11 protein-coding genes and 1 pseudogene are annotated in these 11,094 nt (G+C 68.3%); 9 read left to right on the top strand and 3 right to left on the bottom strand.

The annotated features are described in order from the left end of the window. Positions 1-4 precede the first annotated feature (4 nt). From C9F11_RS44020 to C9F11_RS44045, 6 genes are all read left to right on the top strand, one after another. A complete protein-coding gene (locus C9F11_RS44020) occupies positions 5-592 on the top strand; it encodes a transposase (protein ID WP_269078162.1) in 588 nt (195 codons plus the stop codon). A 174-nt stretch (positions 593-766) separates the two neighbouring features. Beyond that, positions 767-1,993: an IS701 family transposase gene (locus C9F11_RS44025; RefSeq protein ID WP_138968789.1), complete on the top strand. Its 1,227-nt coding sequence runs from the start codon at positions 767-769 to the stop codon at positions 1,991-1,993. A gap of 367 nt (positions 1,994-2,360) precedes the next feature. After that, complete coding sequence (locus tag C9F11_RS50015) at positions 2,361-2,525, top strand: hypothetical protein (protein WP_346347477.1); 165 nt, start codon at positions 2,361-2,363, stop codon at positions 2,523-2,525. Between the two features lie 54 nt (positions 2,526-2,579). After that, the gene (locus tag C9F11_RS47880; protein ID WP_171076189.1) at positions 2,580-3,572 is read left to right on the top strand and encodes a recombinase family protein; all 993 of its coding nucleotides are present in this window, start codon (positions 2,580-2,582) and stop codon (positions 3,570-3,572) included. Positions 3,573-4,023: 451 nt separating this feature from the next. After that, complete coding sequence (locus tag C9F11_RS44040; RefSeq protein ID WP_249402318.1) at positions 4,024-5,013, top strand: endonuclease domain-containing protein; 990 nt, start codon at positions 4,024-4,026, stop codon at positions 5,011-5,013. A 459-nt stretch (positions 5,014-5,472) separates the two neighbouring features. Further along, entirely contained in the window at positions 5,473-5,967 is a 495-nt protein-coding gene (locus C9F11_RS44045) for a hypothetical protein (protein WP_138968029.1), read from the top strand. Between the two features lie 675 nt (positions 5,968-6,642). Here C9F11_RS44045 and C9F11_RS50020 read toward each other — a convergent pair. The 3 genes from C9F11_RS50020 to C9F11_RS49220 all read right to left on the bottom strand — a co-directional run bounded on the left by C9F11_RS50020 (position 6,643) and on the right by C9F11_RS49220 (position 8,473). Then, the gene (locus C9F11_RS50020; RefSeq protein WP_346347478.1) at positions 6,643-6,966 is read right to left on the bottom strand and encodes a hypothetical protein; all 324 of its coding nucleotides are present in this window, start codon (positions 6,964-6,966) and stop codon (positions 6,643-6,645) included. An 11-nt stretch (positions 6,967-6,977) separates the two neighbouring features. Then, entirely contained in the window at positions 6,978-7,436 is a 459-nt protein-coding gene (locus C9F11_RS50025) for an AAA family ATPase (protein ID WP_346347479.1), read from the bottom strand. Positions 7,437-7,657: 221 nt separating this feature from the next. Then, positions 7,658-8,473 (bottom strand): Mu transposase C-terminal domain-containing protein, encoded by an 816-nt coding sequence (locus C9F11_RS49220; protein ID WP_346347495.1) that lies wholly within the window; start codon positions 8,471-8,473, stop codon positions 7,658-7,660. Between the two features lie 111 nt (positions 8,474-8,584). Here C9F11_RS49220 and C9F11_RS49225 point away from each other — a divergent pair. The 3 genes and pseudogenes from C9F11_RS49225 to C9F11_RS44070 all read left to right on the top strand — a co-directional run. Beyond that, positions 8,585-8,719 (top strand): annotated as a pseudogene (locus C9F11_RS49225) (4-hydroxy-3-methylbut-2-en-1-yl diphosphate synthase); the annotation flags it as partial. Continuing rightward, the gene (locus tag C9F11_RS44065; protein ID WP_138968033.1) at positions 8,716-9,102 is read left to right on the top strand and encodes a polyprenyl synthetase family protein; all 387 of its coding nucleotides are present in this window, start codon (positions 8,716-8,718) and stop codon (positions 9,100-9,102) included. The pseudogene C9F11_RS49225 and the gene C9F11_RS44065, both read left to right, overlap by 4 nt. A 197-nt stretch (positions 9,103-9,299) precedes the next feature. Next, positions 9,300-10,970 carry an IS1182 family transposase gene (locus C9F11_RS44070; protein WP_138958190.1) on the top strand — a complete coding sequence of 557 codons (1,671 nt, stop codon included), beginning with the start codon at positions 9,300-9,302 and terminating at the stop codon, positions 10,968-10,970. The last annotated feature ends 124 nt before the right edge of the window (positions 10,971-11,094 follow it).

Here is an 11,094-nt window from a genome sequence, read left to right on the forward strand (position 1 = left end):
CCTCGTGTTTGAGGACGAGGCCGGATTTGCAATGACGCCGTCCATCGCCCGCACCTGGGCCCGACGTGGCCACACGCCCGTGGTGCAGGTCCGGGGCCGGTCCTGGCGCCGCTACTCGATCGCCGCAATGTGCTGCTACAAGCCCGGCGAGACCTCAAGGCTGATCTTTCGGCCGAGGCGAAACCCGTCCCCCAATCGCTCCGGACGCAGGAGCTTCGACTGGTGCGACTACCGCGACCTGGCCGTGCGCGCGCACATCCAGCTCGGCGCCCCCATCGTGCTCGTCTGGGACAACTTGAGCACGCACAGAGCCGCCGCGCTACGCAAGTACGCCGATGCCCATGACTGGCTCACTATTGTCCACCTTCCCTCCTACGCGCCGGAGTTGAACCCGGTCGAGGGAGTGTGGTCGCTCCTGCGCAGAGGACCGCTGGCCAGCGTCGCCTTCACCGACGACGACCACCTCGAACGTACCCTCCGCCGCGGACTACGGCACATCCAGCACCACCCCGAACTCATCGACGGATGCCTCGCCAGCACCGGACTCACCATCACCGACTACCACCCGACAACACCCCGAAGAGATCAGTAGTACTCCAGCAGCGGTTCGCTATCTGGCCTGGTCGAAGGCGTCGTCGGGAGTGTAGTGGTTTGGTCGTGGGTCGGGGGTGGTCTGGCCGGACCGCCCCTCCCACGTGTGGGTCAGGATTTGGCTGGCCGACTCCGGTGCCGACAGCCTTCCAAGGTGATCGACGAGCATGCGGACGTGACCTGGGAGCGGGAACTCGACACTCTCTTCTTGCGCATTGGCCACCGCTTCGGCCGCGCGGACCTGCGGCGTCGGATGCGGGACTATGTGCGGGGGCTTCTCGCTCCCGTCAGCCGTAAAAACGGCTGGCAGCTGGCCGAGTTCGCCGGGCACCACACCCCTGATGGCTTCCAGCGGCTGCTGAACGCGGCGAACTGGGATGCCGACGACGTCCGCGACGACCTTCAGGCATACGTCGCCGAGCACCTCGGCGTAGACGGCGGGGTGCTCGTCATCGATGACACCGGCTTCGTCAAGAAGGGCACCACCTCCGCCGGGGTGCAGCGTCAGTACTCCGGCACCGCCGGCCGCACCGAGAACTGCCAGATCGGCGTCTTCGCCGCCTACGCCACCACCCGCGGCCGCGCCCTGGTGGACCAGGAGCTCTACCTGCCCAAGTCCTGGACGGAGGACCGGGAACGCTGCCGGGCGGCGAAGGTCCCCGACGAACGAGGCTTCGCCACGAAGGGCGAGCTGGCCAAGCGCCTGGTGCTGCGTGCTCTGGCCTCGGATCTCCCTCTTGCGTGGGTGGCTGCGGACTCCGCCTACGGGCAGGAGGGACGCTTTCGTCGCCTGATCGAGCAGTCCGGCCTCGGCTACGTGCTCGCAGTGCCCAAGTCCCAGCAGGTCTTCGGCCCGCGCATCGACTACCTGTTTGCCCAGGCCCCCGGCGAGGCGTGGGAGACGATCTCGTGCGGTGACGGCGCCAAAGGACCAAGGCGCTACCACTGGGCGGCACTGGAGCTGCCCACGGTGGCCGAGTTCGACTGCCAGGGCGAGGCCCCCGTACGCCGACGCTGGGCACTGGCCCGCCGCAGCATCAGCAAGTCCCAGGAGATCGCCTACTTCCTCGCCTACGCACCGCGGGAGACCACAGTGGCCGACCTGGTGAGGATCGCCGGGATGCGCTGGCAGATCGAGGAGTGCTTCCAGGCGGCAAAGAACGAGTGCGGCCTGGACCAGTACGAGGTCCGCCGCTACGTCGGCTGGTTCCGGCACATCACCCTGGCCATGCTCGCTCACGCCTACCTCGCGGTCATGGCAGCCGACGCGGCGGGAAAGGGGGGTGCAGAAACGCTTCCGGCACCCTGGCTCCGCTCACCGTGGCAGAAGTCCGCCGGCTCCTGGCACTTCGCCTCGGCCCGAACCGCCAAACCGGGCGGCCGCTTCGCACGCACGCTCTGAACTGGTCTCGCTGGCGCCGCAGACACCAGGCCGTCTCCCGCCGCTGCCACTACCAGCGACGACTCCACACGTTGGAAGGGCGGTCCGGCCAGACCACCCCCGACCCACGACCAAACCACTACACTCCCGACGACGCCTTCGACCAGGCCAGATAGCGAACCGCTGCTGGAGTACTAAGTGCTTCGAGGCCCGCGTCGAACACACCGGCAGGAAGCCACTGGTCGGACGGTTCGGCGGGATCCCGCTGCGACGGGACAAGAAGACGGTCATCAACGACCGTCGGCTGGCCCCGGTCAACACCAAACGCAAGGAGCTGGTCACCCGGCTCCTCGCCGGACGGTGCGAGTCCTGCGGGCGGATCGACGCGGTGGAGGTCCACCACGTCGCCAAGCTCGCCGAGCTCGGACGATCGGGAACCCGGCCGCCGTGGGCAGATCTCATGGCTGCACGACACCGCAAAACCCTTGTGATCTGCGGAAGTTGTCATTCGGACATCCACGGCAAGAAGCCCGTCCCAGCACTCACGGAGTAGTCACCGGAAAGCGACGTGCGGTGAAAGTCGCATGCGTCGTTTGGGCTGGGGGCCGTGGGAAAAGGACCTGCTCAGCAGGCACCTCGCCGACGGCCCACCAGTACTCTGCGGCACTCCACCGAAAAGCAGACCAATGCCCGCCAACTCCATGCCCTGGACAGCCTGCTGAAGTCTGGTGCTCCGAAGTACGAAGACCCGGCCATCTCCTCCCGCGTCTACGCGATCGACCGCACGGGCTTCCGCGCGCTGCTGGATGAGGCCGCCGTCGGCGACACCCTCCGCATAGCGGACGCCGCGCGGCTGTTCCGCTCGACCAAGGACGTCATCCAGATCCGCGAAGTCCTCCAGCGGCGCGGCCTGCACCTGCACATCGCCACCGGCGCCTGGTCCGGCTTCGACCTGGCCGCCGACGACCCGCAGACCAAGCTCTTCGTCACCATGCTCGCCGGGGTCCTGGAGTTCCAGCGCGACATGATCTCGGAGAACACCAAGGAGGGCGTCGCCGCCGCCGAGGCCGCGGGCAAGACCCTGGGGCGCCCTTCCGCGCTGACCGACGCCCAGGCCGCCGAGGTGGCGCAGGCGTCCCGCAAGGGCGCCGCCATCAAGGCCCTCGCCCGCGCCTACGGCGTCTCCCCCAAGACCATCCGCCGGGTACTCAACGCCGCCGACGCCCGCGACACCGCAGCAGGCCCCAGCCTCCCGGCTGGCGACACTGAGGTCGGGGACCTGAGGCAGGCGCCCGATCCCGATCCCGAGCCCGAGCAGCCGCACATGGACGACGTACCTGGCCTGCTCTCCGAGCACCTCAAGGACACCCCGGACACCGCCGTTGGTGCAGCGCTACGCGGTGGGCGGACCATTCGCCGCGGACAGGGCTACTCGGTGCGCGTCACCGCCCCGCTCGCCCTCCACCAGGCCGTACTTGAGCAGTGCGCCGCTCTTGCCGGGGGCGGCGCTGTCCCGGCCGGGCGCAAGGCGTACCGCGCATACGCGGACCGGATCACCGCGGTCAGGGTGACCGCCGCCGCCCTGGCGTCGGTCCGGTGACCGAGTACCGCGCCATCCTCCAGTTCGAGACCGGTGGCTTGGCTGACTGAGGCGCTGGGAGGCTGGATGCCGTGTTGCAGGCCGCTAGCCTGTCGGTATGTCGGAGCGTGTGATGCCCAGTCGCCCGGACGGTCTGATCCCCCTGGATGCCGCGGACGCTCTGTGGGTCGATTTGACGGCCGACAGTGCCGTGCCGACGGCTTCTGGGGCATGCGCCTGCGCTCCTGCCCGTGCCCGGGCGGGGTACGTCTTGCTCGGCGGCCATGTGGTGGCGACGGTGCGGACGAGCGGCGGTCAGTGGAGTGTTCCGGAGGCTGAGGTGCGCCGGGCGGCTGCGGAGCTGAACGTGGTGGGGATGGACCGCCACGACCTTGTCCGCATCGGTCCGTTCCGTGGGGCGCCGAGGCAGGAGTGCCACGAGGGAACGCCGCTGCGTTGGCGCCAGTGCATCATGCGGGAACTGCAGGAGCCGGGCGGCCCCCAGCGGGCAGCACGACGCGAAGTCGGTCGGCCGCACCATCTGGCGGGGATCGACTGGCGACAGATACTCGTGGAGCAGACCCGCGACGGGACGCAGCGGACGTGGTGGCTGCCGCGCGCTGTGGTCAGGCTGCTGGATGCGGCCGGGCACGCCGAAGCGCAGTGGGTACAAGCCACGCGGAGCCGCCAGGCCAGCGCAGCCGTCGCCGAGCCGCCCTCCCACCCCCGGCAGGCCAAAGACGCCGACGGTCGGCAGACGCCGAGCCCCCAGGGCCCCGCCGCCTCACTGCGTCTCTACAACAGAGAACTGGAAGGCCAGCTGTACTCGGTGCTCAGCAGGAACCCCGGCACCGCCCGCAGGGTGGCTGGGTGGGCGTGCGCAGTCTGCCGCGCCGCACCGGCCACCGTGCTCGACCACTGCCACGAACACGGCTACGTCCGCGCCCCCGTCTGCCAGTCCTGCAATACCCAGGAACGCCCCGACCACCTCTACAGCAACGACATCCGCGTGGCGAACCGCTACGACCGCCTCTTCCGTAGCGACACCGACACCTGGCTCCGCCACTGGCACCGCTGCCCCGGCTGCCGCGCACGCACCACCTTGCCCCTGCCCCACCTCGCCGCGTGGATCGCCTGCATAGCCTGCCGCTCGCTGCGCCCGACCCACCGCGCCCCCGGCGGGCGCAAGCCCTGCGGGGTCCTGCGCGTGTCCTGGACGGGCAGTCAGCAGGCGCCCCGTTCCTGCCTGCTTACGGTCGCCGTCGACCTCTGCCCCTCGGGCGAGCACCGTGTCCTGGCGCTAGTCCCCTACCGCGAAGCGGCCGAGCAGTTTCGCCTCTGGCTGGCCGAGACGGCCCCTGCCGTGGCCGCCGCGGCCGGCCCCGACCGCCTGGACGGCCTCCCTGCCCAGCCCCGGCCAGTCATCGCGGACACCAGCGGCGAGGGCCTGGCACTGTTCTGAGCGGACACCGGGAGACCTGACACCCCAACGTCACCTGTCAGCTGCTGACCACCGACACGGTCGCCCCGCACGCCCCAGCTGTATGCGCAGCAGAGTTGGTGTCTGCCGTGCTGCCCGCGGCTGTCGCCAAGAGGAACTGTCCGGCGAGCAGATTCATCTGCTGCCTGATGCAGCAGATCCCAGCGGTGTCCTCTACCAGGCCGTTGGAGGAGATACGCCCGAAAGCCGCCCCGCGGGGCGGCTTTCGGGCGTATCTCCTCCAACGGCCTACAAGGGACATGACCCGAACGAGTACGTCCAACCGGGTGAATTCCGCGCCAAGATAAGCAGGTCAGGACGCTGAATTACGCGGAGAGCACCTGGGTATTTCCGCCCCAGAGTGGCAGATGGTAGCTGAATGTGTACATGATGTTACGCGCCAGATTCCGGCGACCTCTGAGGTGAAAGTTGAACAGCTCCGTGAGTAATCAGCCCGTCATCCACGCCCCGTCCGGCACGCCGTCCTCCCATCGCCGACGCCGAGCTTTCGCCTCTCTGGCGGCAGTCGGTCTGGCGGTTGCCTCGTTCGGCACTCTCGGCGCGGCCCCCGCCAGTTCCGCCGCGCAGGTGTGCGGCGGAACGCTCGCTGACTGGCAGACTGTGGGTATCCCCTCCAGCTACAACGGCGTACTGTCCTACGGCGACAGCAAGTACCCCGTCTCAGTGACTCTCCTCGCCGACCACGCCAACACCCTTGTGTTCGGCAACCTCAGCAATTTCACTTCCTTGAATAGGAAGGTCTCCGTGAGGGACTTTGGCGGCCCCGCGCTCTTCTGGGAGAATGAACAGCGCACCGTGCAGTACCTCATGCGCTCACCCGAATGCGCCAACGGAGGCACGCGCGTCACGTCCGCACGCCTCGGCGTAGGTCCACTGGGACATCAGGCTGCCGGAAAAGTCCAACGCAGTTTGTGATACAGACGGCCTATGGCCGTTCACCACCTCACCTGCGGGCCTGTCTTCGACCCCGTCGAGCAAGCCCGCAGGTGCACGGAAGGCTATTCAGAAAGAGTTGATCAGGGAGTATCACGAAAGTGGTGGTCGCCACTCAGTTGGCGTAGAGGTTTCTCGTTGATCTGATTGGCTTACGCTCGTTCGGCCGAGAGGCGGCCGTCGAAGGCGATGTCGAACGCGTTCATGGCCTCCTTCCAACGGCCTACCACTGAGCCTGCTTGTTGATCCCGTCCTTAGTCACGAAGAGTCACATTCGAAGAGCGAGAGGACGAGGAAGACCCGCGCCGTAGATCGGTGCGGGTCTTTTTGTACTGAAGGGAGAGGGGGGACGGTGGTGTCTCTGAGTGGACAACGGACAGGAGCGAAGGACCCCCCATAAACCAGGAATCGATCGATGAGGGAGGTGCCCGCCTTTACGCCGACAGCATCGCCACGCCTACGCCGCAGGCATTCACCGTGGCCTCCCCGCCCAGGGCCCCGGCAAAGTCGTTGTCATGCGTGTGACTTTGACGGGTGAATGGCGCGGAATACTGAGCAGTATCTGGCGTCCTTCTCGGGCGTCGCGAGCAGTGCATGCGAACGCCGTCGCCCCAGGTCTCTCCCAGGGGCAACGGCGTTTCGGCTGGTGATCCTGTGTCACATGATGCCGATGACGAGGTTTTCGCGGGCGGCTTCGACGATTTCCTTGGTGACGGTGGTCATCTGGTTGATTTCAAGGACCCGCTCGATCTGGTCGACGAGGCGGGTGGTGAGGCGGAAGTTGCCGTTGGTGGCGCGGGTGATGGCCGCGATGGCTTCGGTGGTGACGAAGTCGTCCGTGGCGCCGAGGCGGAGGTGGGGCCAGTGGCGGGCGAGGACGAAGGCCTGTTCGTCCACGGACAGGGGTTTGTAGTGGTGGACGAATCCGACGCGGGAGTAGAGCTGGGGGTAGCGGGCGAGGCGCTTTTCGATGCCGGGCATGCCGATCAGGATCAGGCCGATGCCGGTGCGGTCGTGGTGGTCTTGAGTCGGTCGGCCTCGTCGACGATGAGGAGTTCGGCGTGGCCGGCGGTGGTGCGTGTGCCGTAGGAGGCGACGGTGGGCAGAGGGTCGTTTTGGACGCGGCCGGTCTGCAGCATGAGTTCGACGGTCCAGCCGAGCCGGTCGCACAGGTAGGAGATCTCTTTGTCGAGGTGGGTGGGGGTGCTGTGGACCTTGGGGGTGTACAGCACCGCGCGGGCGGCCAGGGCATCACCGATGGACTCGTCGCCGCTCGAGGATCCGGCAGCGCGGCCGCCTGCCAGGTGCGGGGCGAGCTGGTCCCATTTGGTGTAGGCGCGGGCGGGCTCGGTCTTGCCGACGCCCGGGGCGCCGAAGCACAGGCCGACGTACCGTTTGCGGCGCACCGCGTCGGCGAACTCCAGGAACCGCCGGTGCTCCTTCGTCGCCATGATCGGAGCGGGGATGAGTGTTCGTGGCGGACTGCCCGTGCTCGGCGTGCCGGACACTTCCTGGCCGTCCCCGGGCGGCGGGGGACGGTCTGCGGCGTGCTGCAGCGTCGGGGCGGGGGCGGCTGGCTCGGTCGGATCCGGGTGCTCGCTTGCGTCACCGGCCCCGGCGGGGATCTCGTCTGGGGTGTCCACGCGGGGTGTCTGTCCCGGCCGTTGGGGCTTCACTCATTGATGTAGCGCTTGAGCCGCACCGTGTGGTCCTGGGCCAATGCGGTGGCGGCGGAGTCCGAAGTGTGCTCGGTGCCAGGGCCAGGTCGTGCGGCGGTGGGCGGGGAGTCGGGGGTGTTGAAGGTGCGCGGCAGAGGCATGGCCGGGTAGGCCGCGGGCAGCGGTTCGCTGTGCGCGGCCAGGAGCCGGTCCACGAGGGCGCCGCGGCTGCTCAGGGTGCCGCGTAGTTGCTTGCGGCGGGTGTTGCGGGCTGCGGTGATCTCTTTGAGGCTGACGGTTTCGGTGGCCAGGTCGGAGCAGATCGCCCGGCACAGGAACTTCTCGCCGTCCAGGGTGCGCAGGTAGACGCGGATCTCGGTGATATCGCGCGGGTCGTAGCGGATGGTGGTGGCTTCGCCGACGTAGTCGGCCAGGACCGGGTCGATGAAGCGCAGCGACTCGAAGTGGATGCCGTCGGTGTGGATCTTGCGGGGTTTGGCGACGGTGCACAGCAGCAGGTCGAGCTGTTCCAGGCTCGTGGGCATGCGGGGGATGAACGCGGCGGCCTCCCAGCGGGCCTGGGGTGGATGCTTGGTCTCGGAGTGCGGACGCCGGTTGTAGACCTCGCGAATAAACCGGCCGATCCTGGCGTCGAGTTCGGGCAGCGTCAGCTTGGCCTGCCCGGCCCGGTCGCGGGTGCCGCGCGGCGCGTGGCCGGGTAGGTGGGGCAGGCACATGTGGGTGACGGTGCCGATCAGCCGCTCGATCTTCCCGTGCCCGTGAGGATGGCCCTTCCTGGCGAAAACGGGCCGTACTTTCAGGTCGGCCATGACCTGTTCGAGGTGAGTAGAGGTGAAGTCGGTGCCGTGGTCGAGGTGGAACACGGCCGGGATGCCGCAGACGTGCCAGTCCGCCTCGCTCTTGCGCCAGATCGCGTGCCTAAAGGACAGATCAACCGCCACGGCAAAGTCATCACCACCGTCCCCGAATCCCGCATCGTCGAGGCCCTCCTCGACGAAGCTCTCAAGCTCACCGAAAGCACCAGCAACCAGGCCGAGGCAGGTGAGCGACCATGACCACCACTCCCGCCCTCTCCCCGCCGCCGCTCGACCTCGCCGATGTGCGCCGCCACATCGAAGAGGTGCTCGAGGAGTTCCTCATGAGCAAGGCGGCAGCCGCGCACGCGCAGGGCCTGCCGGACGAAGCCTCCCACGTGATAGCGCAGTTCCTGGCCGCAGGGGGTAAGCGGCTGCGCCCCCTCCTGTGCGTGCTGGGCTGGCAGGCAGCCATCGCACAGCCACCCACCCAGGCGGTGATACGGGTGGCGGCCGCCCTGGAGATGTTCCACGCCTTCTGCCTCATCCACGACGACATCATCGACAACAGCACCACCCGCCGCGGCGCCCCGACTGTGCACCGCACCCTCACCGCACGGCACACGGTTGATGAGGCTCCCTGAATTCGGTCGGAGGTGCTCGCCTGGACCCCGCTTGATCCAGTTCTCAAACGAGTGGGGAGGGTGGGGAGTAAGAGCACGTGTGAGGGGCCGCACCCCGCGCGGGATGCCGTTGGCGAATTCGGGGCTCTGCGTGACGTCGGCCTTCAAGACCTGGTTGTGGTCTTGAAGGCCGACGTTGTCGTATGGGGTGGGTGTCGATGTCGATGCGTCCGATCGGAGATGGGGAGATCCCCGCGGAGACGGTGCGGGTGGCCCAGGCGGCGTTCCCGAAGGGCAGTCTGGCGATCCGGTTGCGGGATGAGCTGGGGGTGCTGTTCCGGGACGAGCAGTTCGCGGATCTGTTCCCGTCCCGGGGCAAGCCGGCCTGGTCCCCGGGCCGGCTCGCGCTGGTGTCGGTACTCCAGTTCGCCGAGGGGCTGCCCGATCGGCAGGCGGCCCTGGCGGTGCGGGCCCGGATCGACTGGAAATACGCCCTGGGCCTGGAGCTTACCGACCCGGGCTTCGACTACTCCGTACTCAGCGAGTTCCGCACCCGGCTGGTCGAGGCGGAAGCGGGGCAGCAGGTCTTCGACCACGTCCTGGAGTCCGCCCGGAAGGCGGGAATGCTGAAGGCGCCAGGCAGGGCCCGCACCGACTCCACCCACGTACTGGCCGCGATCCGGTCGCTGAACCGGCTGGAGTTCGTCATCGAGACCCTGCGCGCTGCGCTCAACGCACTCGCCGCTGCGGCCCCCAACTGGCTGTCCGCCCACGCTGATCCGGCCTGGTTCGACCGGTATGCCACCCGGCCGGAGGACTACTGGCTGCCCTCCGGCAAGGCCAAGCGGACCGAGTTGGCCGAGCAGACCGGCCGGGACGGCATGCGCCTGCTGGCCGACGTGCACGCCGCCGGGGCGCCCGTGTGGCTGCGCGAGCTGCCCGCCGTCCAGATCCTGCGCCGGGCCTGGGTTCAGCAGTACGTGTTCGATACGGAGGGCGAGGTGCGATGGCGGGACCCAAAAGAGTGCCCGCCGGGTGCTCTTCGCCTGGTCAGCCCCTATGACACCGACGCTCGCGCGAGTGTGAAGCGGGATATCAAGTGGGACGGTTTCAAGGTCCATTTGACCGAGACCTGCGATGCGGACACGTCTCACCTGATCACGAACGTGCTGACGCAGGACGCTACCGTCCAGGACAGCACGGCCACCAACCTGGTCCACGACGCCCTCGCCGCCAGGGACCTTCTGCCCGGCGAGCATCTACTGGACGCTGGCTACATCGACGGACCCCGCATCGTCACCGCCGATCGTCAGTACGGCATCACCCTGACCGGCCCCATCCGCGGCAACACCACTGCCCAGGCCAGCGGCCCCTACAGCCAGAGCGCCTTCGCCATCGACTGGCAGAGCCAGACCGTGACCTGCCCGAACGGCAAGAACGCCACCCAATGGCGGGACAAGATCTCCGATCGTGGCGCCCCCATCATCATCGTCCGGTTCTCACCCGCTGACTGCCGCACTTGCCCCGCGCGCCCCGAGTGCGTGAGCTCACCCCGAGCCGCGAGAAGGGAAATCACCCTGCGGCCCCGGGCCGAACACGAGGCGATCCAACAGGCCCGTGCAGCCCAGGGCACTCCCGAGTGGCGGGAACGCTACGCGGCCCGCAACGGCATCGAGGGCACCCTCTCCCACGCTGTTCACACCGCCGGTCTGCGCCGGTGCCGCTACCGCGGACTCGCCAGAACCCGCCTCCAGCACCAGCTCACCGCAACCGCGATCAACCTTGCCCGCCTCGACGCCCACCTCACCGGAACACCCCTGGCCCGGACCCGCACCAGCCACTTCGCACGACTTCGCCCCGCCGACCAAACGATCGACGGGGCGAAGTAGCAGGACCCCGAATTCGCCAACGGCATCCCGGTAGGTCGGCGGCCCCTGGAGATCTGTACCGGTCAGATGGTGTCCGCGTTCGGCAATCTGGTGGGCACTCAACCCCGTGCCAGGCAGCGCGGGT

The sequence above is a fragment of the Streptomyces sp. YIM 121038 genome, assembly GCF_006088715.1.
Lineage (GTDB): Bacteria > Actinomycetota > Actinomycetes > Streptomycetales > Streptomycetaceae > Streptomyces.

Bases quoted from the DNA above. Each gene is read 5' to 3' on its own strand.
- C9F11_RS44040 (WP_249402318.1), top strand. From the start codon at position 4,024: ATGCGGGAACTGCAGGAGCCGGGCGGCCCCCAGCGGGCAGCACGACGC.
- C9F11_RS50020 (WP_346347478.1), bottom strand. From the start codon at position 6,966: ATGCCCGGCATCGAAAAGCGCCTCGCCCGCTACCCCCAGCTCTACTCC.
- C9F11_RS50025 (WP_346347479.1), bottom strand. From the start codon at position 7,436: ATGGCGACGAAGGAGCACCGGCGGTTCCTGGAGTTCGCCGACGCGGTG.
- C9F11_RS49220 (WP_346347495.1), bottom strand. From the start codon at position 8,473: ATGGCCGACCTGAAAGTACGGCCCGTTTTCGCCAGGAAGGGCCATCCT.
- C9F11_RS44065 (WP_138968033.1), top strand. From the start codon at position 8,716: ATGACCACCACTCCCGCCCTCTCCCCGCCGCCGCTCGACCTCGCCGAT.
- C9F11_RS44070 (WP_138958190.1), top strand. From the start codon at position 9,300: ATGTCGATGCGTCCGATCGGAGATGGGGAGATCCCCGCGGAGACGGTG.